21 protein-coding genes and 2 tRNA genes are annotated in these 22,070 nt (G+C 65.3%); 8 read left to right on the forward strand and 15 right to left on the reverse strand.

All coding sequences use genetic code 11. The features are described 5' to 3' along the window. The first annotated feature begins 20 nt into the window (after positions 1-20). Genes QUE25_RS11770 through QUE25_RS11780 form a run of 3 tightly spaced genes read left to right on the forward strand, consistent with a single transcriptional unit; the run spans position 21 to position 2,314 of the window. The gene (locus QUE25_RS11770) at positions 21-515 is read left to right on the forward strand and encodes a dihydrofolate reductase (protein WP_286265208.1); all 495 of its coding nucleotides are present in this window, start codon (positions 21-23) and stop codon (positions 513-515) included. Further along, a complete protein-coding gene (locus QUE25_RS11775; RefSeq protein ID WP_286265209.1) occupies positions 515-940 on the forward strand; it encodes a MaoC family dehydratase in 426 nt (141 codons plus the stop codon). The genes QUE25_RS11770 and QUE25_RS11775 overlap by 1 nt, the downstream gene beginning before the upstream one ends. Before the next feature lie 12 nt (positions 941-952). Then, positions 953-2,314, forward strand: coding sequence for a DNA polymerase IV (locus QUE25_RS11780; RefSeq protein WP_286265211.1), 1,362 nt, complete (start codon positions 953-955; stop codon positions 2,312-2,314). Between the two features lie 45 nt (positions 2,315-2,359). Here QUE25_RS11780 and QUE25_RS11785 read toward each other — a convergent pair whose 3' ends face one another. The 9 genes from QUE25_RS11785 to bcp form a co-directional block, all read right to left on the reverse strand. Continuing rightward, a complete protein-coding gene (locus QUE25_RS11785) occupies positions 2,360-3,355 on the reverse strand; it encodes an ABC transporter permease (protein WP_286265213.1) in 996 nt (331 codons plus the stop codon). Further along, positions 3,352-4,326, reverse strand: a complete 975-nt coding sequence (locus QUE25_RS11790) for an ABC transporter permease (protein WP_286265215.1) — start codon at positions 4,324-4,326, stop codon at positions 3,352-3,354. The genes QUE25_RS11785 and QUE25_RS11790 overlap by 4 nt, the downstream gene beginning before the upstream one ends. Continuing rightward, the gene (locus QUE25_RS11795) at positions 4,323-5,864 is read right to left on the reverse strand and encodes a sugar ABC transporter ATP-binding protein (RefSeq protein ID WP_286265218.1); all 1,542 of its coding nucleotides are present in this window, start codon (positions 5,862-5,864) and stop codon (positions 4,323-4,325) included. The genes QUE25_RS11790 and QUE25_RS11795 overlap by 4 nt, the downstream gene beginning before the upstream one ends. A gap of 3 nt (positions 5,865-5,867) precedes the next feature. Further along, positions 5,868-6,947: a substrate-binding domain-containing protein gene (locus QUE25_RS11800; protein WP_286265220.1), complete on the reverse strand. Its 1,080-nt coding sequence runs from the start codon at positions 6,945-6,947 to the stop codon at positions 5,868-5,870. Between the two features lie 8 nt (positions 6,948-6,955). Continuing rightward, positions 6,956-7,825 (reverse strand): SMP-30/gluconolactonase/LRE family protein, encoded by an 870-nt coding sequence (locus tag QUE25_RS11805; RefSeq protein ID WP_286265223.1) that lies wholly within the window; start codon positions 7,823-7,825, stop codon positions 6,956-6,958. A gap of 296 nt (positions 7,826-8,121) precedes the next feature. Further along, positions 8,122-9,819: a phosphoenolpyruvate--protein phosphotransferase gene (gene ptsP, locus QUE25_RS11810; RefSeq protein ID WP_286265226.1), complete on the reverse strand. Its 1,698-nt coding sequence runs from the start codon at positions 9,817-9,819 to the stop codon at positions 8,122-8,124. A gap of 82 nt (positions 9,820-9,901) precedes the next feature. Continuing rightward, positions 9,902-12,007, reverse strand: a complete 2,106-nt coding sequence (locus QUE25_RS11815) for a glucose PTS transporter subunit IIA (protein WP_286265228.1) — start codon at positions 12,005-12,007, stop codon at positions 9,902-9,904. Positions 12,008-12,338: 331 nt separating this feature from the next. Next, positions 12,339-12,420, reverse strand: a tRNA-Leu gene (locus tag QUE25_RS11820). A 27-nt stretch (positions 12,421-12,447) separates the two neighbouring features. Further along, on the reverse strand, positions 12,448-12,933 hold the full coding sequence (bcp, locus tag QUE25_RS11825; protein ID WP_286265229.1) for a thioredoxin-dependent thiol peroxidase: 486 nt from the start codon (positions 12,931-12,933) through the stop codon (positions 12,448-12,450). Between the two features lie 118 nt (positions 12,934-13,051). On the opposite strand from bcp, the gene QUE25_RS11830 reads away from it, so the two are divergent. The 4 genes from QUE25_RS11830 to QUE25_RS11845 all read left to right on the forward strand — a co-directional run bounded on the left by QUE25_RS11830 (position 13,052) and on the right by QUE25_RS11845 (position 14,371). Beyond that, positions 13,052-13,378 (forward strand): DUF3618 domain-containing protein, encoded by a 327-nt coding sequence (locus tag QUE25_RS11830; protein ID WP_286265231.1) that lies wholly within the window; start codon positions 13,052-13,054, stop codon positions 13,376-13,378. A 98-nt stretch (positions 13,379-13,476) separates the two neighbouring features. Further along, positions 13,477-13,773, forward strand: a complete 297-nt coding sequence (locus QUE25_RS11835; protein ID WP_286268558.1) for a GroES family chaperonin — start codon at positions 13,477-13,479, stop codon at positions 13,771-13,773. Positions 13,774-13,828: 55 nt separating this feature from the next. Then, positions 13,829-13,901 (forward strand) — tRNA-Lys (locus QUE25_RS11840). A gap of 173 nt (positions 13,902-14,074) precedes the next feature. After that, on the forward strand, positions 14,075-14,371 hold the full coding sequence (locus QUE25_RS11845; RefSeq protein WP_286265233.1) for a DUF7218 family protein: 297 nt from the start codon (positions 14,075-14,077) through the stop codon (positions 14,369-14,371). Positions 14,372-14,454: 83 nt separating this feature from the next. Here QUE25_RS11845 and QUE25_RS11850 read toward each other — a convergent pair whose 3' ends face one another. Both QUE25_RS11850 and QUE25_RS11855 read right to left on the reverse strand, forming a co-directional pair. After that, entirely contained in the window at positions 14,455-15,321 is an 867-nt protein-coding gene (locus tag QUE25_RS11850; protein WP_286265235.1) for an exodeoxyribonuclease III, read from the reverse strand. Positions 15,322-15,357: 36 nt separating this feature from the next. Further along, the gene (locus QUE25_RS11855) at positions 15,358-15,765 is read right to left on the reverse strand and encodes a hypothetical protein (protein WP_286265238.1); all 408 of its coding nucleotides are present in this window, start codon (positions 15,763-15,765) and stop codon (positions 15,358-15,360) included. A 214-nt stretch (positions 15,766-15,979) separates the two neighbouring features. On the opposite strand from QUE25_RS11855, the gene QUE25_RS11860 reads away from it, so the two are divergent. After that, the gene (locus QUE25_RS11860; protein ID WP_286265240.1) at positions 15,980-17,359 is read left to right on the forward strand and encodes an FUSC family protein; all 1,380 of its coding nucleotides are present in this window, start codon (positions 15,980-15,982) and stop codon (positions 17,357-17,359) included. A gap of 105 nt (positions 17,360-17,464) precedes the next feature. Here QUE25_RS11860 and QUE25_RS11865 read toward each other — a convergent pair whose 3' ends face one another. The 4 genes from QUE25_RS11865 to QUE25_RS11880 form a co-directional block, all read right to left on the reverse strand. Further along, positions 17,465-18,214, reverse strand: coding sequence for a type 1 glutamine amidotransferase (locus QUE25_RS11865; RefSeq protein WP_286265241.1), 750 nt, complete (start codon positions 18,212-18,214; stop codon positions 17,465-17,467). Further along, positions 18,211-19,497 (reverse strand): DUF1727 domain-containing protein, encoded by a 1,287-nt coding sequence (locus QUE25_RS11870; protein WP_286268559.1) that lies wholly within the window; start codon positions 19,495-19,497, stop codon positions 18,211-18,213. Before QUE25_RS11870 ends, QUE25_RS11865 begins: the two co-directional genes overlap by 4 nt. Before the next feature lie 93 nt (positions 19,498-19,590). Beyond that, positions 19,591-21,156, reverse strand: coding sequence for an aspartate:alanine exchanger family transporter (locus QUE25_RS11875; RefSeq protein ID WP_286265243.1), 1,566 nt, complete (start codon positions 21,154-21,156; stop codon positions 19,591-19,593). Between the two features lie 74 nt (positions 21,157-21,230). Further along, on the reverse strand, positions 21,231-22,028 hold the full coding sequence (locus tag QUE25_RS11880) for a YggS family pyridoxal phosphate-dependent enzyme (protein ID WP_286265245.1): 798 nt from the start codon (positions 22,026-22,028) through the stop codon (positions 21,231-21,233). Positions 22,029-22,070 lie beyond the last annotated feature (42 nt).

Consider the following 22,070-nt stretch of genomic DNA (forward strand, 5'->3'; position numbering starts at 1 on the left):
GCAAAGGAGAGGCGCAGCAGATGAAACTCATTGCGATTGCCGTGGTGGCCAGCAACGGCGTGATCGGAGATGGCAACGATCAGCCGTTCAAGTTCGCCGAGGACTGGGCACGGTTCAAGAAGATCACCATGGGCCACTCGATGATCATGGGACGCAAGACTCATGAGGCCATGGGCCTGCTGCCGGGGCGAACCAGCATCGTCATCACCCACCATCCCGAGAAGCTCAGCTTCCCGGTGTCCGAGGATGGGCGTCCGCGGGGCATCGCGGTGACCAGCTGGGAGCAGGCAGTGCAGGTGCCCACCGGCGACGCCGACGAGGTCAGGTATGTCATCGGTGGCGGACAGATCTACCGGCTCGCCTGGCCACATCTGGACGAGTTGGACATCACCGAGGTGCACGCACAAGCTGCGGGCTCGGTGCTTTTTCCGGAGATCAAACCCGAAGAATGGAAGGAGGTCTCGCGACAGCCGCGCGGCGAATTCGACTTCGTGCGGTACACGCGAGCACAGTAATGAAGATCAACCTCGAGGTGGGCGATGTCGCCCAGTTCACCAAGACTCTGGGCGAGTCGGACGTCTACCTGTTCGCGGGTATCACCGGCGATCTGTCCCCAAACCACATCAACGAGGAGTACGGCCGGACCACTCCCTACGGGGGTCGTATCGCGCACGGCATGCTGGTGCTGAGTCTGTCGTCCGCCTGCTCGACGATGATCCAGGCGAGAGCCGGACAGGCGTGCGTGAGCTACGGATACGACAAGGTGCGGTTCACCGCAGGAGTACTGATCGGCGACACATTGACGGTGACTTACACCATCACCGAGGTCGATCAGGAGGCAGCGAAGACCTACTCGAGCATCGAGATCCACAACCAGGGTGGCGAGTTGTGTGCGGTGGGCAAGCACATTCTGAAGTTCTTCGACGCACCACTGGCGTAGCAGGGCGGAATAGTGCGAGCCTCGGCGTCGATCCTGCACCTGGATCTCGATGCCTTCTTTGCATCGGTCGAGCAGCGCGACAAGCCGTCGCTGCGCGGCAAACCGGTGATCGTGGGAGGCATCGGCGGACGCGGGGTGGTCGCTACTGCCAGCTACGAGGCCCGCGAGTTCGGAGTCGGGTCGGCGATGTCGACGGCCGAGGCACGACGGCGCGCTCCGCACGCCGCCTATCTGGGCGGCCGCTTCGACGCCTACCGGCAATCGAGTCGCATCGTGATGGCGCTGCTGCACGAGTTGAGCCCGGTCGTGGAGCCGCTGAGCATCGACGAGGCCTACGTCGATCTCGCCGCGGGCGGTATCGAGACCAGTTCTGTCGTGGAGCTGGACCGGCTGGTCGGTGATCTGCGTGCCGAGCTGACCCGCCGGACCGAGGGACTGAGTGCCTCGGTCGGGGTCGGCTCGAGCAAGTTCATCGCAAAGCTCGCCTCGGAGGCGGCGAAGCCGGATGGATGGCTCGTCGTGGCCCCCGGGCGGGAGCTGGAGATGATCACGCCGATGTCCGTGCGCGCGGTGCCCGGTGTCGGGCCGGCAACGATGGAGCGGCTGGCCCGGCTCGGCGTGGTGACGGTGGCCGATCTGCAGCGAGCCTCGGCCAAGGAACTGGTGCGTGAGCTCGGCCAGGCTGCGGGATCCGGCCTGCGTGAACTGGCGTTCGCCAGGGACGATCGCGCGGTGCAGGCGGTCCGCGAAGCGAAGTCCATCTCCGTGGAGGACACGTTCGCGACCGATCTGACCGATCCGCACGAGATCGCCGCGGTGATCGACCGGGACGCGGTGCTGGTGGCCGCCCGGATGCGCAAGGCAGGGCTGTTTGCGCGGACGGTGACGATCAAGGTGCGGCTTGGAGACTTCACCACATGGACGCGATCACGGACGCTGGACGGAGCCACCGACTCCGCCGAGCGAATCCGGGCCGTCGCCCGTGGACTGCTGGGCGGCCTGGCCACAACCAGCGGGGTGCGCCTGCTGGGGGTCGGGGTGGCGAACTTCACCGCGGCCGCCCAGGAGGAGCTGTTCTGGGCCGACGAGGAACTCGGTCCGATGACCGAAGAGGTCACCTCGGTGCCGGCGATGAGGCGGCGGCACGGGTCGAGCGGCGCATGGATCCCCGGCATGGATGTCGAGCACGAAGAACACGGCCGCGGCTGGGTCTGGGGTGCAGGTCACGGGGTCGTCACCGTGCGTTTCGAGACCCGGTTGACCGGTGTCGGTCCGGTCCGCTCGCTCGCGTCCGACGACCCGGGACTTCATCCGGTCGGGCCGCTGCCGATGGCCTTCCAGGTCGATGACAGCGAGGATCCGGCCCCCGGCTAGCGATCCGAGGGCCGGACACGGGACCCACCTATCCGTGCGGCGACGTCAGTTCTTGCGCTGCTGCCTCGCGAACAAGATCAACATCAGCAACAGCACGGCGCCGTAGGCAATCTGCTGGCCGGCATCCGACAGGCCGACGACCTGCAAGAAGCTGAGCAGAACCACGATGGTACCGACGCCGGAGAAGGTGCCTCCGTACCCGCCGACGCCGCCGAAGATGCTGGTGCCGCCGATCACGACTGCCGCGATGGACTTGAGCTGGTACGGTCCGCCCAGGTCGTAGTAGCTCGACCCGATGTAGCCGGTCAGCATGAGGCCGGCCAAGGCGGACATCACGCCCGAGATGACATAGATGGCGATCACGATGACGGCCACCCGCACGCCGGAGGCCTGCGCGGCCCGGCGACTCAGGCCGACCGCGTACAGCTGCATTCCGAAGACCGACTTGCGCAGCACCAGGATGATGCCGATGCCCAGGATTACCCACAGCACCACGCCCCCGGTCAGCACCCCGGCGAACCGGGCCTGCATGAAGGTCACGATCGCGGGACTGGCATTGCCCTTGTTCACGCCTCCGGTGATCAGGTAGCCGGTACCCAGCAGCATCGTCATGGTTGCCAGTGTCATCACCATGTCGGGCACCTTCAACAGTGCGATGCCGACCCCGTTGACCAGACCGACGGTGAGACCGATGAGCAGCGTCAACCCCATCGCGAGCGGCATGTTCGCATTCGAACCGGCCATGACCAGGGCTGTCACCAGGTTGGTGAGTGTCATCACGGCGCCCACCGACAGATCGATGCCGGCGACCAGGATGGCCAGGTTCTGGCCGATGGCGACCACGCCGAGTAGCCCCATCAGCTGCAGCAGGCTTGCGACCTGGGTCGTGCTGCGGTAGCCGGGCGCGAACGTGAACGTCACCGCCAAGACGATCAGCAGGATGAGGTGTGGCGCAATCGTCTGGATGCTCACCGAGCGGCGACGTGAAACCGCGGGGGCCGGAGCGCTCGGACCCGTATCGGCAGTGCTGGTGGCGCTCATGCTGCCCTCCTCAGTTCTGGACGAGAATTCGCGCGGGCGCGGCCGATCAGATAGGGCACACCCAGCGCGGCGATCAGGATCGTCCCGATCACCACGTACTGCCAGTACCCGTTCAGGCCGAGGCTGAACAGCAGGTTGCCGATCAGCCGCAGGGTCACGGCACCGGCAACCGCTCCGGCGATGGTGCCTCGTCCACCGGACAGCAGCGTGCCGCCGATGACCGCCGCGGCGATAGCGTTCATCGTGAAATCGACGCCGATCTTCGGATCACCGGAGGCTGAGGTCATCGTCATCAGCATGCCGCCGAAGGAGGTGAAGGCCGCACCGAGCACATAGGTGCTCGCCCGGACGGCGCGGACGTTGATGCCGGAGGTGAAGGCCGATGAGTCGTCCTCGCCAACCGCCATGATCGCGGTGCCCAGCCAGGACCGCCGGATCGGGTACCAGACCAGCAGCGGAATGCCGATGAGCAGGATCAGGGAGAACGGTATCGGGCCGATCAGCAGCAGCGGAATATTGGAGAACCACTTGGGCACCGACCCGCCCGGGGTGGGCAGGACATACAGCGCGACGCCGGCGAGAATGGACGACGTCGCCAAGGTAATGACCAGCGGCGGCAGCCCCATATAGGCCACCAGCACGCCGTTCACCGATCCGACCACCAGGCTCACGGCAAGAGCGATCAGGGCAGCGAGCAGCACCGGCACGCCGTTACTGGACAGATAGGCGATGATCACGTTGGTGATGGTGAGAATCATGCCCAGCGACAGGTCGATGCCCTTGCCGAAGATGATGACCGCCATGCCGCAGGCGACCATCGCCAGTGGCAAGGTCTGGGCGATCACGATGGCGATGGATGAGATCGACAACCGGGGGGTATTGAGCATCCACCCGACCGCGACGATCGCCAGGATCACGAACGCCGCAATCGCCGAGGGCTCCCGGCGAGCGAAGCGCTTCAGCGAGTTCATGCGGACTCCTCCTGGATGCTCTCTTCGACGCCCTGGAAGGCAGCACCCGTGATGGTCTCTTCGGTGATCTGAGAACCAGTCAACGTGCGGACGATCCGTCCCTCGGCCATCACGTGCACGACGTCCGCCAGCCCGACGATCTCGGTGAGGTCGGTCGACAGCATGAGCACGCCGATGCCGTCGTTGGTCAGCTTGCGCAGCAGACCGTAGATCTCCTGTTTGGTTCCCACATCGATACCTCGAGTGGGGTCGGCGCACAGAATCACCCGCGGATCAGCTACCAGCCATTTGCCGATGACGATCTTCTGCTGGTTTCCTCCCGACAGTTGTCCAGCGATCTTGCCCGGATCTGCGGGTCGGATGGCCATTGCGGAGATCGCCTTCGTGGCGACCTCCTTCTCCGCCGTCCGGCTGATCCAGCCTGCCTTCGCGCGGCGGAAGACCGTCGGCAATGAGATGTTCTGGCCGATCGTCATCGGCAGCACAAGGCCTTGCGACTTGCGGTCTTCGGGGATGAGAACGATACCGTGCCGGATTCCGGCCGCGACAGACCGAAAGGCCGAGAACTCGTGACCGTCCAGGGTCAGGCTGCCGCGCGCCGGACGCAGCCCGGCAAGACCCTCCAGGAGATCGTTCTGTCCGTGCCCGGCCAAGCCGGCCAGCGCGACGAGCTTGCCCTTGGGGATGGTCAGCGAGATGTCGTGCACCATGGTGCCCGGCACCGACAAGCCCGAGACCGTCAAGATCGTTTCGGCGGCTTGGTCCGATGCCTTCGGGGGATAGACGGCTGCCAGTTCCCGGCCGACCATCAGCTTGACGATCTCCGCTTCGGTGGTGTCGGCCGTCGGCCGCGTGCCGACATGTTTGCCGTCCTTGAGCACCATGATCGCGTCGGAGACCTCGAACATCTCGCTCATCCGGTGGGTCACCAGGACGAGCGAGGTGCCCGCATCGCGCAACTGGCGGATCAGCTTGAGTAACGTCTCGACGTCGCCTTCTCGCAGGCCCGATGTCGGCTCGTCGAGGATCAGGATCCTGGGCGAGGTGGACATGGCCTTGGCGATCTCCACCATCTGCTTTTCGGCCAGGGTCAGATCGCGCACCATGGTCTGCGGGGAGATACCCAGCCCGAGCCGGGTGAGCAGTTCCTGAGCGAGCCCGTCTCGCCGCTGTCTATCGGTGAGACCGAAGCGGCCTCTGGGCTCGCGGCCCAAGAAGATGTTGTCGGCGACGGACTGATGGTCAAGCACCGAGAGTTCCTGGGCGACCGCGGCGACGCCCAGTTCCCGCGCCCGGGCAGGAGTGAGCGACTGCTCGGCGCCGTCGATGACGATGCTGCCCTCATCAGGTTGGTAGACGCCGGTCAGTGTCTTGATCAAGGTCGACTTGCCGGCGCCGTTCTCGCCCGCGATTGCAAGCACCGATTGGGGACGAAGAGTCAGGTCGACGCCACGGAGTGCGTGCACTCCGCCGAATGACTTGGCGATGCCGGTGGCGGTCAGAATCGCGCCACCGGCATCGTGTGTAGCTCGTGCCATGACTCAGCCGAAGAGGTCGTGCAGAATGTCGTCGGGCAGGCTGGTGGGCAGGAACATCGCATCCGACATGTCGGGGCGCACGTTCTCGTCAAGATTGTCCTTGTCGATCACGTCGAGCTTGACGTCGACCGTCTGCCCGGGATCTTCGCCGCGAAGAGCATTGATGCCGTACTGCAGGGCCGTCACCGAGAGCGCGGGCGATTGCGAGGGAGCGATCGATTCCCAGCCGGTGGCATCCCGCAGTTCCTTCCACTTCTTCAAGAAGCCGTTGTACCCCTCGCCCGGGATCGGCAGTACGTCGAGCCCGCGCTGCTCCAACACCTCGATCGCGCCCAGCGACATGGCGCCGCCCTGGGAGTAGATGCCCTTCACATTGGGGTTAGCGGACAGCAGGTTGGCGGCAGCCGCCTGGGCCTTCGCCTGATCCCAGTCGCCAGCGGCGTTCGCTACGATCTTGATGCCCTTGGCCTCCAGTGCCGTACGGGCCGCGCCTGCACGGCCCGAGTCATTCGGCGTGCCGGAGACGCCGTCGAGCATGAAGACCTCGTCACCGCTGGACAGCACACCGGCAAGCCATTCTCCGCCGATCTGGCCGAACTCGGCGGCGCTGGTGTTGATGATGATGTTGTATTCGCTCTCCACGGCGTTGTCGAAGGACACGACCTGAATGCCCGCCTCCTGGGCCCGCTGAACCACACCACTCAGGGCGGTCGCGCTCGCCGCATCAATGAGGATCAGGTTCGCGCCGGCAGTGATCATGTCGTTGATCTGCGAGATCTGCTGATCGACCGACTGGTTCGCATCGGTGATGATGGTGCGGGAGATGTCGTCGGCGAACTTGTTCTCTGCCGCGTACTTGAACTCGGCGACCATCTGCGAACGCCAGGAGTTGCCGGCCCAGCCGTTGGCGAGGCCGACGACGAGTTTGCCATCGACCGGCGCCACCATGTGGTTGGCGCCCGAGGCAGATGCTGAGCCGCCTGAACCTCCGCTGCCCGCGGTGGAACATCCGGCGGCCACACCCGCGATTCCCATCGCCAGTCCTGCTTGAAGCAGACTGCGGCGGCTGAATTGATGAATCATCTTTCCTCCTATTTGGACCGGGCCAGGGTCATCGTCGGCCCGGCCGTTCTTGTCTGAATCAGCAGTACGGCACCATCGAATTCGCTGGCGCACGACGGATCTGTGGATTGGGCGGATGTTATGGCAAGCACCGAACGATCGGGGCCGACGAATGCGCAACTCGTCGGGTTATGCACGGGAAGCTCCCACACCAGATCGGTGCGACCGTCAGGTGTGTAACGCACGATCCGGGAGCCATTCCACTTGCACGACCAGAAGCAGCCGTCGTCGTCGATGCATCCGCCATCAGGCACATAGCCGGCGGGATCGCGGGCGAATTCGCGCTTGTTGCTGATATCGCCGCTGGCCTCGTCGTAATCGAACGCCCAGATCACTCGCGGAATCGAATCGGTGTAATAGAACGTGCGGTGATCGGGAGACCAATCCAAACCGTTGGAGGTCGTCACATGTGCCAGTTCCTCGGTGACCCCGGAACCGTCCAGCCGGTAGAGCGCGGACAGGGGATCGACCTCGGCGTAGGTCATCGATCCGAACCACACCCGGCCCTGGGGATCGGTCTTGCCGTCATTGATCCGGTGGGTTTCCAGCGGGTGCGGGGCGTGCCACAGCTGCTCCCACTCGGTGAGCGCCACGTTGCTGCGCCACAGGCCATCGGGAAAGCCCGCGAGCCAGCCACCTGCGATGTCCGGCACTGCGAAGCCGGGCATCTGCGGCAGGTCGGTCGTGCGCGTGACGGCCGCGTCCAGGTCGGACGAAAACAGTTTGCGTCCCAGAATGTCGACCCAATGCAACTGGGCGCCATCCCACACCGGTCCCTCGCCAAGTTGGGCGCGGGAAGGGAACGCAAGGGTGTCGAAAACGGGTGTTGATGCAAGCATGTGATCCTATCTCGGACATCTCTGTATGAGAGGCTCGCATCAGGATAATCCTCCAGGATCGACTGGTCAACCGCGCCGTGGCAGCGGGTTTCATGAGATGCTCCGCGATAGATTCCGGACAGGAGTATTTTTCGCGCCTCATGCACGAAGATCCCGTGCACCAACTCAAATGACCAGCCGGCGACCGAATTATCCGCAGTCAGGTCCATCGGCCGAAGCCACATAAATATCGGGTGTGGTTATGGCTCTCAACGAACCATAACCACACCCGATATTCGTGTGGAATGCCTGTCAGATCACAACAGATCTCGCAGGGCCGGTGCCACCAGGGTCTCGACAGCAACCTTGGCGTCGCCGGCTGTCGGCGCGTCGACAGCGAAGGCGGCCATCTGCTGGCAGGTGGAGTAGTCGTGCAGACGCAGCGCGGCGCGCACGGTGGCGACCTTGCTCGGAGCCATCGACAGCGACGACACCCCCAAGCCGACCAGCACCAAGGCGAGCAGCGGATCGCCGCCGGCCTCGCCGCACACACCCACTGGTTTGCCGGTTGCTCGTCCGCCCAGGCAGGTGCTTTTCACCATGGCCAGCAGCGCCGGCTGCCAAGGGCTCAGCAGGGGCGCCAGCGCGCCCTGCATGCGGTCGGCGGCAAGCGTGTACTGGGACAGGTCATTCGTGCCGATCGACACGAAATCGATCACGGAGAGCAGCTTGTCAGCCATGATCGCCGCGCTCGGAATCTCGACCATGATGCCGACCTTCGGCAGACCGAGCGGGCGCACCTTCTCAGCGAACCATTTCGCCTCGTCCAGGGTCGCAACCATCGGTGCCATGACCCGCAGGTCAGCGGTCCTTCCGGTCGCCTCATAGGCGGCAGCCAGAGCCTGCAGCTGAGTGTCGAGCAGGTCTTCGCGGACCATGCTCAGCCGCAGACCGCGGCGTCCCAGAGCCGGGTTGTCTTCGGGACCGAGATCGGCGAACGCCAGCGGCTTGTCGGCCCCGGCATCGAGGGTCCGCACGACGACTCGGCGGTCACCGAACGCCTTCAGCACCTCGGTGTAGGTTGCAGTCTGCTCGGCGAGCGTCGGAGCCTGATCGCGTTCCAGGAAGAGGAACTCGGTGCGGAAGAGTCCGGAACCCTCGAGATCGTAACCGGCGGCCTTGCGGGCATCGTCGGCGGTGCCGATGTTGGCCAACAGCGCCACCTTGTGGCCATCGCGGGTTGCACCCTCGCCGCTGGAGCCGGCCAAGGCTGCCGCCCGGCGGCGGGACCGCTCGGCAAGTAGCTCGACCTCGGCGTCGGTCGGGGAGACGATAACCTCGCCGACTCCGCCATCCAGGGCGACCCGGTAGCCGGCGACGATGACCTCGGCACCCTTGGCCTGGACAACGGCCGGGATGTCGAGCTGGGCGGCGAGAATCGCGGTATGACTCGTCGGGCCACCGGCTTCGGTGATGATCCCCAGCACGGTGTCCTTCGACAGCGTCGCGGTCTCGGCCGGAGCCAGATCGTGCGCGACCAGGATCGACGGCGTCTGCAGATCCGGGACGCCGGGGGCCGGGAGCCCGCGCAGCTGACAGATCGTCCGGTCGCGGATGTCGTAGAGATCGGTGACGCGCTCGGCCATGTATCCGCCGATCTGGGTCAGCATCACCGCGTACTCTTCGACCGCATTGTGCACGGCCTTGGTGATACCGGTGCCCTTCTTGAGTTCCTTGTCGACCGACTTGGCCAGCCCACGGTCGCGCGCCAGCTGAGCTGTCGCCTCGAGGATCGGCTTGGACGTCTTGGGCGCGTGCTCGGCCTTGGCCAGCAGTGCCTCCGACACAGCCTTCATGGCATCTCGCACCCGCTGACCGTCCGCGGCGGCATCGGTGCTGGGTGGCTCGGTGGCGTCCACACCCGGGGCCGGCACAACCAGTACGGCGGGTCCGGCCGCCGTACCGGCAGAAACCCCAATACCGTGCAGGATCTGATGGGTTGGAATAGTACTCATATCTTCATCCTTTGACTGGGGGATCTTGTCATCGGTGATTACGATCCCGGGCTGCCGTAGCTGAGTGGTAGCACCATTCTTATCAATGTTCGACATCGATGACGGTCTGTCCGGCCGAAACGTCAATACCGGTGTGCGGAGTGACTGCCGACAAGGCCGCGGTGTTGGTCACGGTCAGCATGACGGTGGTATCGAAACCGGCTTGCTTGACGGTGTCCAGGTTGACCGTGGCGAGCAGATCGCCGACGTTGACCCGCTGCTTCTTCGCCACGGCGACCTGGAAGCCCTTGCCGTCCAGCTGCACGGTGTCGATACCGATATGGACGAGCACCTCGACGCCATCATCACTCTTGATGCCGAACGCATGGCCGGTCTTGGCGACCGTCACCAGCGTCCCCGCGATCGGGGAGACGACACGCTCGTCGGTGGGCACGATGCCCACGCCCTCGCCGAGCGCACGAGAGGCGAACACCTTGTCCGCGACGTCGTCCAGGCTGACAACATGGCCGGCCACAGGCGAGGCGATCTCGTCGGTGGCCTGGGCGACGGCCGCGGGGGCCGGCGCGACGGCGGTGGCAACGCCACCCGAACCGGCGGAAGCAGCAATCGGGGCGGCCACGGCAGCAGCCTCATGACGGGCAGCCAGTGCCTCATCGGCTTGGGCCTGTTCGAGGGCCGCCTTGGCTTCGGCCTTCTGTTCCGGGGTGCGGTAATCGGAGATGATGACCAGCGTCATCGCGACGGCGAAGGCCACCGCGATAGCGATCGCGTAGACCCACATCGGCGAGAAGACCGGGATCGTCAGCAGCGAGGTGAAGGCGAACGCTTCGGTGGTGACACCGCGGCGCTCCTGGCCGATGGTCGCGAGGCTGCCGAGAATAGCGATGGTCAGACCGCCGGCGAAACATCCCACCAACATCCGCGGGTAGATGCGCTTGAAGCGCAGGTGAATGCCGTAGAGAGACGGCTCGGAAATGCCGCCGAGCAGGCCCGCGGCCAGAGCGCCGGTCGCAGTCTGACGCATGGTCGTGTCCTTGTCGCGCATCGACAGCACCAGCACACCGGCGGTCGCGCCGAAGCAGGCGAAGTTCCAAGCACCCATCGGTCCCTGAATGAAGTCGTAGCCCAGGGTGTCGATGTTCATCAGCATCAGTGCATTCAGCGGCCAGTGCAGGCCCAGCGGCACCAGGAACGGGTAGAGCATCGGAATCATGATCGCGAAGACGAAGGGCGCGTGGCCATTCAGCCACGCCAGCCCGGCACCCAGACCACTACCGAGCCAGACACCGAGCGGGCCGATCAGGAAAGCGGTCACCGGGATCATGATGATCATGGAGAAGAACGGCACGAAGACCATCTGGATGTTCTCGGGGAAGATCTTCTTCAACCACTTGTAGACCAGGCCCAGCACGGCCACCATGATCAATGGGACGAAGACCTGTCCGGAGTAGTCGTTCATCTGCAGCGGCAATCCGAAGACATGGGCCACACACGATTGGGTGCCCAGCGTCTCGTTGACAGTGCAGACGGTGTCCGGGAACAACGTCGTGTCATTGAGGCTGACGAAGTTGGGTGTCATCAATGCGGCCATCACTGTGGCGCCGACCCAGGGATCGACGTTCAGCTTCTTGGACGCGTTGTAGGCGACCATTATCGGCAGGAAGTAGAACACAGCGCGCCACATGGCGTCCACGAAAACCCACGTCGCAGGCTTGTTCTCGGCGCGGAAATCGACGATGCCGAGCGCATCCAGCACAGCCGCGAAGGCGATGATCAGCGAGGCGCCGAGCAGGACGCCCAGCAGCGGACGGAAGGAGTCGGACAGGTACTCGAAGAAGCTGTCGAGCCAGGCGACCTTGCCGCGGGGGCCACCGGCGCGGGCCGCGGCCTTGACATCAGCGTCCGAGCTGTCGCCGGTACTGACGGATTTCATGGACGGTAGTGCCATGATGTCGGAATACATCGATTGCACCGCGCCGCCGATGACGACCTGCAGGCGATCGCCGCCCTGCGGCACGACACCCATCACTCCAGGTACCGCCTCTAGTGCGGCCTGATCGACGAGGGAACCGTCCCTGAGCTGGAAACGTAGCCGAGTCGCGCAGTGGCTGAGACTCTCGATGTTCCCGGGACCACCCGAATTGGCGACGATCTGCGCGGCAGGGGACTGCCCGACTGTTGACTCCATAGTCATTCCTCAAAGTGCCGAATTACCGGCCCGGTCCTTGGGGGCGAAAAAGGCCCGAGACACGTCCTCGCATTAGGGCGGCTCAGGCACTGCCTCTCAGGATTGACAACCGGGGTGAGCTGGTTGGCTCAAACGGCAAACTAACATGCTGAATCCGCTGCTGGCAAGGATATCGGCGCTATTCAGCGATACTTTCGAGACTCACGCTTCGAGCTGGGGATCGTGTGGTGAAGACTGTGGTTTTGTGTCGTTTTGGCTGAGGCGAGAACGCGGCACGCTCAATCGGCTCGGGGCGTGCATGAGCTTGCTCCCCGCCTGCCTCAATCGCTTGTGCCGGAGAAGGGACTCGAACCCTCATGCCTTGCGGCACAGGAACCTAAATCCTGCGTGTCTGCCAATTCCACCACTCCGGCGCACCCCGAGTGGGGAGCGGGCCCAGTCTACAAGTGGAGCAATCCCAGGTCGCGACGCAGGCGGTCGACGTGACCGGTCGCGCGAACGTTGTACTGGGCGAGATCGATTCGTCCGACGCCGTCTTCGTCGACATCGATGACGAAGGTCGAGCGCAGGACACCCTCCATGGACTTGCCGTACAGCACCTTCGTGCCCCAGGCGCCGTAGGCGTCCAGGGTCTGCTGCGACTCGTCCGAGAGCAGGGTGATCTTGAGACCCTTGCGCTGGCGGAAGGCGGCCAGCTTCTCGGGGGCGTCCGGAGAGATGCCGATCACATCGATGCCGGCTTCCAAGAAGTCGTCGCGGGCAGCCGTGAAGTCGACTGCCTGGGTGGTGCAGCCGGGGGTCATCGCGGCGGGATAGAAGTAGACGACCACCTTGCGTCCTGCGAAATCCGACAGCGAAACCGGCTTCCCATCCGCATCAGGCAGAGTGAAGGCGGGCGCGACTTCTCCAGCGACCAGTTGACTCATGGCTTTCAGATTAGTGACTCCCGGCAAACGCCGGGGCATCCGTCAGATCATGCGGCGAGCGGGGCGAAGGGAATAGGCTAAGTTACGCAGCAACACATCGAATGATCGGGAGGGCACCGTGGCCTCGAGGGAACGAACGCCGGAGCAGATCCGGGCCGACATTGCCGCGTCGCGGCATGCGATGAGCGTCGGTATTCAGGGTCTGGTCTCGGAGGTCCACCCGACCGGGATCAAGAACCGCGCCGAAGACGAAGTCAAGAAGACCGTCAAGGACACCAAGCAGATGATCTACGACGCCGTCGATGGCACTCGGCGCTACTTCGTGGACGAGAGCGGGGTTCGCTGGAACAATCTCGGCACTGTCGCGCTGATCGCCGTCGGCGTGGTCACCGTGATCGGTGCCGCGTCGGGGGTCTCGGCTTTGTTCCGCAAGGCGGCCAAGTGAGTTCAGAGGAGCGTCCCACGGACGACTCGGATGACAACGAGACCGTCGGTGAGTCGGCCGGGGTAGGAGAATCCAGCCCCACGGTGCTGCCCATCCGGATGCTGCATGACCGCATCCTGGTGGATCCCGATGATGAGGCCGGGGAGCGCCGCAGCACTGGCGGCATCCTCATCCCGGCGACGGTGCAGATGGGACGCAGACTCGCCTGGGCGAAGGTGCTCGCCACCGGTTCGAGCGTGCGCACGGTGAAGCTGGGTGATCGCGTCCTTTTCGATCCTGCCGAGCGTGCCGAGGTCGAGTTGCGCGGAAAAACGTACCTGTTGTTGCGCGAACGCGACGTCCATGCGGTGGCCGCGGAGCGCCTCCAGGATGGGTCTACCGGGCTCTATTTGTGAGTTGTGGCCTCGATTGGGCATCACTGAGAAGTTGCGCTACAGTTACTTCTCGCGCGCACCGCTAGCTCAACTGGCAGAGCAGCTGACTCTTAATCAGCGGGTTCAGGGTTCGAGTCCCTGGCGGTGTACGAATCGAAGCCCCGCCCGGGTTCCCTGGGACGGGGCTTCTGTCGTCTGTGGACCGAGTTCGAGGGAAGTTCGGTTCCCGAACGGGGACAAGCCGACGATGACAAGCCGCTGGCCCGAAGTCTTCCGCCGTTCGAGATGCGAACCTACGCTTTCCTTATAGGGAGGCGACGCCATGGCGAAGAAGAACAAGCAGAAGAAGGCCGAATCCGGCGAGCCTGGCCCGTCGGTCAAGGATCCTGGGTTGTACGAGGCGCTGCGCCGCGAGGGTCTCAGCAAGAAGAAGTCCGCTCGCATCGTCAATGCCGCGGCCAAGACGTCCCGCTCCGAGGTTGGGCACAAGGGCGGCGAGGCGGAGAACTACGAGGACCGGACCAAGGAAGAGTTGGTGGATCGGGCCCGGGAGGTCGGCATCAAGGGCCGCTCCAAGATGTCCAAGTCGGAACTCATTGATGCGCTGCGTAACAGCTGAGCGCTGATGCGTCCCCGTCGCGCCAAGCCCATCGGCTTCGCGCGGCGGGCACCAGAGCGAATTCGATGAACTCTCAGCAGGCCCTACTTGGCCTGCGGTAGCCGCACCGGTCGTCCACGCGTCGGTCGCGGTGCCGATGGGGGCGGCACGACCGGGCCGATGTCGCCATCGGGGGCGCTGTCCAGGTCGATGATGACCGGCGCGTGGTCGCTCGGCGCCTTGCCCTTGCGAGCTTCGCGGTCGATCCAGGCGGCGCGCACGCGTGCTTCCACGGGCTGGCTGGCCAGAATCAGGTCGATGCGCATGCCGAGATCCTGGTGGAACATGCCCGCGCGGTAGTCCCAGTAGCTGAACATGCGAGCGGTGGGCCAGTGGTCGCGGACGACGTCGCGCAGCCCGATCTGGCCGAAGCCCGCCAATGCGGCCCGCTCCGGCTCGGTGACGTGGGTATGGCCGACGTAGGCGGCCGGATCGAAGACGTCGGCATCGGTGGGGGCGATGTTCATGTCTCCGCACAGCGTCACGTCGGACGGTCCCGCGGCGACGACATCGCGCAGCGCCGCAAGCCAATCGAGCTTGTAGCGATAGTGATCGGAGTCCGGCTCGCGCCCGTTGGGAACGTACAGGCTGTGGATGCGGATCCCGCCGCAGTCCGCGCTGATCGCACGGGCCTCCGGCTCGGGGAAGCCGGGCATGCCTGAGAATCCGCGCTCGACATTGTCCAGCCCGACTCGGGAGACGATCGCCACACCGTTCCACTGCGACTGCCCATAGGCGGCGAACTCGTAGCCGCGCTCGGTGAGATCGGGACCGATGAGGTTGTCGAACGCGAACTCGGTGAGCTTGAGTTCCTGCAGGCACACGACATCGGGACGGCGCTGGTCGAGCCAGGGCAGCAGGCGGGGCAGGCGCGGCTTCACCGAGTTGACGTTCCAGGTGGCGATTCGCATAGCTTCGAGGCTAGCCGCTGTGGTCCGGCCGGCGGTTCAGCCGGCGACCTCTTGGTCGGTTCGCGCGAGCAGGTACCGCATGCCGGCGCGAGCCAGCATCAGGGTCAGGATCAGAGCCGTCACCGAGAAGAACCCGCCGAGTTGGACGAAATCGCCGAACGCCAGGGCGGTCAACTCCAGCACCAGGAACTTACTGCCCGCCATGACGAGCACCAAGGACAACGCGTTGACGACCCGGCCGACGGGAGTCGGGGCTGCTCGGATTCGTGCAACCACCCGCTTCTTCACCACCAAAACGAGTTCGAGGACGACCTTCAGCAGGACCGCGGTGAGCAGCGCAAGCAGGAAGGTTTCGGAGATCACCCGCGGGAACAGTTCGGAGAACACGCCCAGCACCACCAGGTAGACGAACACGTCCACCAGATCAATCGGTCGGAGCCTCATCTGCCGAGTCTATCGGGCCGGGGCGGCGCAAGGCCGGCGTGAGTCTCGCGTGGCTTCGGGATACGACCGTGTCGGGTCCGGACTCCGGGTGCGGAGGGCGCAGACGGTCGTCCGGGGTCAGTGCGGAGATCGGCCCGAACCCACCGCTGAAGTGGCAATCAGGTTGCCGGTGTTCATAGCTGTTCTTGAGGCACGCGCGCTAGTGTCGTTGGCAATGACGAACGGAACTGTTGCTTTCCTGCGTGGCAAGTTGCGCAAGATCTGGCCCGGGTTGCCAAGTACCCGGGTTGCTTGGCAGCGCTCCGTGGAGGGCGCGATACGAGACGTTGCACGCCTCACCCTGGCCACCGTCCTGGGCTATCTGCTCACCGTCAAGCTGCTGCCCCCGCCGGTCGACCTGACCGGTGCGCTGACCGCGCTGCTGGTCACGCAGGCTTCGCTGCGTGGTTCGTTCCGCGCCGGACTAGTGCGGGTGGGTGCCGTGGTATCAGGGATTCTGGTGGCGCTGGCGGTCGCCACTTTCGTCGGCCTGCACTGGTGGTCGCTGGCCGTGGTCGTCTTCATCGCACTGCTGGTCGCGCGCGTCCTGCAACTGGGGGACGCCGGCCTCGAATCAGCCATCAGCGCGATGCTGATCCTCGGTTCGGTGGGCGCCGAAGTGGCTGCGCAAACCCGCTTCCTCACCACCATCATCGGCACGATCGTGGGGATCGTGCTGCCGTTGGTTCTGCCGAGACGCGTGCAGACCGCCGACCTGACCCGCGATCTGAGGCGCATCGCACTGCGGCTGCGTTCGGTCTACCGGGACGCCGCCCGCTACCTGACCGTCAACTCCCCGAACACGCAGGCGACCAGACAGTGGCTCGACTCGGTGCGAGCCATCACGCCACTGATCTCCCAGGCCGACCAGGTGCTGGACGAGGCAGCCGACGTCCAGCACCTCAACACCCGGCAGATGTTCCAGGCGAACATCGTGCCGCTGCTGCGGGGAGGGCTGGACACCCTCGAGCGGACCCTGTTGGCCACCCGCCAGGCGTTGACGGTGATGCCGACCACCGGCGAGGTCAGTGAGTCGCCGCAGTCCGAAGACGGCTACGGCGATGACGTCCGGATCCAGTTCGCGATCGTTCTGGGCGCGATGGGGGAGGCCATCGAGGCCTACGAGGCTCTGCTGGAGGCCGAGGTCGCCGGCGGGGTGCACGACGCCGAGGCACATCTCACCCTGGCGCTGGCCAAGGTTCGCACGGCCCGGCACGACCTGTCTGCGCTGATGCTCGCTGATCCCTCGCAGGCTCAGCTGTGGGTGCGTGGCGGCAGCCTGCTGGCGGCGATCGACCAGGTCATCGCCGAGGTCGACTTGGACGCCTACTGCCAGGCGCGTGATTCGTGGCGTTCATCCCAGCTCGGACGAAGCCTTCCTGCCGGTTCGATCGGTCCGCGTATCCGCAGCCCGTGGGGTCTGCTGGCCCAGCACCGACTGCGCCAGCGCGCCGCCCGCGCCCGTACCGAGCACCCCGAGGGCAGCTACGAGGTTTCCAGCGACGAGACGACCGTGCTGATGCCGGCGGTCCCCACCGAGCCGGGCAAACAGTAGCCGACCAGCCGTCACGGACGGCCCACCTCGCGGTGCGACCACCATGCTGAGGCCGGCGGCCTCCTGCACGAGTCGAGCCGTCGCCCAGGCGGCGGCACCCGTGGTTCAGCGCGTCTGCTCGGCGCGGTTCTTTGTCGTCCGGACGATCCGTATCCGCTCGGCACGCAACTGATCGTGCTCGGCATTGACGTCGGGGCGGGGCAACCGATCGAGCTGGACGCCCAGTGCCCGTTCCAGCAGGTAGTCGGCCAATTCGGGATTGCGCGGCAGGATCGGCCCATGGGGATAGGCGGCGACCACCTGGTCCTGCAGCGCCCCGTCGAAACCGTCGGAGCCGTTGCCGACACCCACCACAACCTTCGCCAGCGGTGTCGCATCCGATCCCAGCTCGGTGAAACCCCCATGGTTCTCGAATCCGGTGATCAATGACATGGAGCCGTCCGGCTTCGTCCACTGGGTCAAGATCTCACCCACGGCACGCTGATCGCCGCGGCGGGTTTCCACGTCCAGCAGCCCCAACCCGGCGAACACCTCATCGTTGTCGCCAACCGTGAACGAGTGCCCGCACAGCTGATACCCGGCACAGACCGCAAACAGCACGCCACCAGCATCCAGACCACGATGCAGTCCCCGGTCTTCTTCGAGAGCCTTCACCGCGGCGATCTGGGCCCAGTCCTCGCCGCCGCCCAGCAGATAGATCAGGCCATCGTCGGGCACCGGGTCGCCGGGCTCGACCATGATCAGCTCGGCATCGATGCCGCGCCACACCAGGCGTTTGACGAGCACCATCGCATTGCCGCGGTCTCCGTAGATGCCGAGCAGCGACTGATAGACGACGACGATCTTGTGGGTCATTTCAGCTCCACCCCTCCCATGTGACACAGCCGTAGGAACGCCGAATAGGTGCTCAACACATCGACGGTGCCCTCGAACGGGCCCTTCAGCGCCTCCGCCATGTCGGGAATCACCTCATGCTCGACCTCGGCATAGCTCAACCGCAGTGCCAGGTCGGTGGCTCTCGGCCCTGTGGCGATCACCCGGCGTCCGCGCAGCTTCTCGTACTCGACGTCCCACATCCAGCTGACATCGGTGCCGTCGGCGATCGCCGAATCGACCGCCAGGATCACCGGGTCGGTTGCCATCACCAGCAGCGACTCCGCCCAGCCCGCGGGGTTCTTGGCCAGCACCAGCCTGGCCCTGGTGTCGCCATAGCTGCCGATGGCGAAGCGTCCAGCAGGCGCCTGGACGGTCCGCATCCCGCGCAGCGCGATCGGTTCGTAGACACCCATCTCGACCGCGGCAGCCAGCGCGCAAGCCGCGTTTCCCTGATTGAAGCGACCGGGGACCTGCAGATCGAGAGGCCAGCGCTCGCCGTCGGCCTCGATCACCTCGCCGCCTTCGACCCGATAGTCGGGCTGGTGTTCGCCCAGCGGGCAGCCGGGACAGTTCCAATGCCCGGCACAGTCGTATTCGAGGATCGTCCCGCACTGCGGGCACAGCGCAGCATCCTGGGTCCAGCCGGTGGACATGTCGACCCAGATAACCTTGCGGGCCGCCTCCGCCGACCAGGTGACCAACGGATCCTTGGCGTTCGCGACAACCGTCGGGCCCTGCTCACCGGCCGCGATGAGCGCCTTGCGCCACTTCTTGCCGAGCGCGTTGATCTCGTGGTGACGGTCGAGCTGGTCGCGGCTGAAGTTCAGCATGATCAGCACCTCGGGATGGCCGTAGGCGATCACATCGGGTACCACCTGCTCGTCGACCTCGAGAATCGCAATCGGGGCCTTCGGACGCGTGGACATCGCGGAGACCACCCCCTCGCGCAGGTTCGCGCCGTCCGCATTGGTCACCACATCGCGCGGATCGGCCACCGAAGCGCGCAGCGCTGCGGTAAGCAGGTGCGTCGTGGTGGTCTTGCCGTTGGTGCCCGAGATCACGCCGATCCGCTTGCCGACGAGCAATTCCTTGAAGTAGCCGGGGTAGATGCGCATCATCAGCGCGCCCTTGATGGACGCACCGCTGCCGCGTCCGCTCACCCGGGAGGCGACGGCGGCCGCATTGCCCACCGCGTACGCGATCGGTAGGCGGATCGAGTTCACGACTCCGCGGGAGCGGATGCCTGCTGCCAGCTGACTCATGCGGTTTGCCACGTGGCCATTCTGACAGACCGCACCGACACCACGCCGAAGCCGCCGGTCCGGGTCACCCAGTGGGCGCGGCTTGACGCGCTGTCAGGACAGGGCGATCACCTGGACGAGCAGGATCTTCACCACAGTCCCCAGCGCGAACAGCGCGCCATAGGCGGAGTCGATGCGTTCATCGTTGACCAGCGAGTTCGCATAGCTCAGAACTGCCGGCTGTCCCACGAATCCGGCGAACCCGCCGACCGCGCGCTGCGCGGACAATCCGATCAGCCGGGCCCCGGCCAGCAGGATCGCCCCACCGAGGACGAGGCTGACCGCCGACAGCCCGACCAGCTTCAGGCCGGTGATCGATAATGCCTGCGAGACGAAGGCAGGCCCGGTGGCCAGCCCGACGCAGGCGAGGAAGATCATCAGGCCGATCTGGCGCAACAAGGCGTTGATGTTCTGCGGCAGATCCCAGCGGAACGGGCCGGTGCGGTGCAGTGAGCCCAGCACCATACCGACGATCAGCGGCCCCGCGGCGGTGCCGAGCTGGAAGGTGATGCCGCCGGGCAGGGGCACCGCGATGGCTCCGGCGAGCAGCCCGAGCGCGATACCCAGGCCCAGGGTGAGCGCGTCCACCTGCGAGATGCGGGCCTCCGAATCGCCGAAGAAATCCTGGGCGTCGCTGAGACGTCCGCGCGGCACGACGCACAGGACGCGGTCGCCGGGCTGAATGATCAGGTCGTCGGTGGCCAGCATGTCGAGGTCGCCACGGCGCACCCGGGTGACGATGCCGTCAAGATGGTGACGGACGTTGATCTCGCCGATGGAGCGTCCGGCGAGGTGCGGATTGGAGACCACGAAGCGGCGGAAGTCGACATCGCGGCGATTCTCGGTCAAGGTAGCCGAACTGGGGTAACCGAGGTAGTCAACGGCGGTCTTCACGTCGTCGGGCATGCCGACGACCAGGACGATGTCGCCATCGTGCAAGCGGTCCGCGCGGGTCATCAGCCGCATCTCGCCGTGGCGGCGCAGGTAGCTCATCCGGATGTGGTTGGGCCAGCCCGGAATCTCCGAAATCTCGGTCTCACGGGTCACATGGGTGCTGGTGGCGGTGATGCCCGCCTCGGCCATTGAGACGTTGTCGCGTTTTCCCGGCCAGCGTTTGGTGGCGACCATCGCGACCATGACCAGCGCGACGACCACACCGGTGGGGTAGGAGACTGCATAGCCGACCAGGGTGTCAGGTGAGCCATCGGTGGCTTTCAGGGCGGCATCGATGGCGGGGGAGGTGAGGACACCGGCGAACAGGCCGGAGATGTGGGAGGAACTGAGCCCGATCAGGTGGCCGACGCCGATCCCGAAGCCGGCCATCACCACCAGCCCGACGATGCCGGCGAGCATCAGCGCCCACTGGCGTTTCAGGTCCGAGAGAAAGGTGGATCCGGCGGCCAGTCCGACGGCGTAGCAGAACAGCACGACGCCGAGGGCCTTGACCAGGTCCATGCCCTGGCTGAGGCGCGGATCGAGCATGCCGACCAGCAGGCCGACGAACAAGGCGCCGGCAGCCCCGAAGCGCAAAGGCCCGAACTTGATCTGCCCGAACAGCGCGCCCAGAGCGAGGACACCCATGATGGTGACCAGGGGATTGGACGCCAAGAATTCGATCATCGTGTGTTCCTTCGCTGAGGTGGCACGATCCTACTGGTTCACGGTGGGGGTCTCCCCGCCGTTGGCCAGTGGTGCTAGCGCTGTTCCGGTGGCCGATCGGTGGGCCAGTAGTAGCTGTCCGGACGCGACCTCGCGCCGAAGATGGCCTGGCCGACGCGCACGCAGGTCGAACCTTCCTCGATGGCGATCTCGTAGTCCCCGGACATGCCCATGGACAGATCCCCGGGCCCGATCAGGTCGGGATCGGTCTCGCGGATCTGATCGCGCAGCTCGCGCAGCAGCACGAAGCACTCGCGCACCCGCTGCGTGTCGGCGCTGAACACGGCCAGAGTCATGAGCCCCCGCACCCGCAGTGACTCGAACGCCGGCAGTTTGCGCAAGAACCCGGCGACATCTTCGGGAGCCAGCCCGTACTTCTGTTCCTCGGCCGACGTGTTCACCTGGACGAAGACGTCAAGGCTGCGCCCGGCCGATTGCAGCCTGCGGTCCAGGGCTTCGGCCACCCGGTGACTGTCGAGGGCCTGGAATTCCGAGGCGAACGCCGCGACATCCTTGGCCTTGTTGGTCTGCAGATGGCCGATCACCGACCAGGCGATGTCGAGGTCAGCGAGGTTCTCCGCCTTGCGTTTTGCCTCTTGAACCTTGTTCTCGCCGAGCTGATGGCAGCCGGCCTGCACCGCATGACGAATGCGCTCCTCGGAGACCGTCTTGCTGACCGGAAGCAGACGAATCTCGGATTCGTCGCGTCCGGCGCGCTGGGCGGCTGCCGCCATCGTGGCGTGGACCGCCGCGAGACGGGTTCGGAAGTCCTCGACGGATTGCGCCTGCGGATACTGCGCTGGGCTGGGAGTGTCTGCATTGGCTGCGGGCATCGTTCTTCTTTCTTCGATCTCTGGGATCAGACAACTCCAACC

Source organism: Brooklawnia propionicigenes (genome assembly GCF_030297015.1).
Taxonomy (GTDB): domain Bacteria; phylum Actinomycetota; class Actinomycetes; order Propionibacteriales; family Propionibacteriaceae; genus Brooklawnia; species Brooklawnia propionicigenes.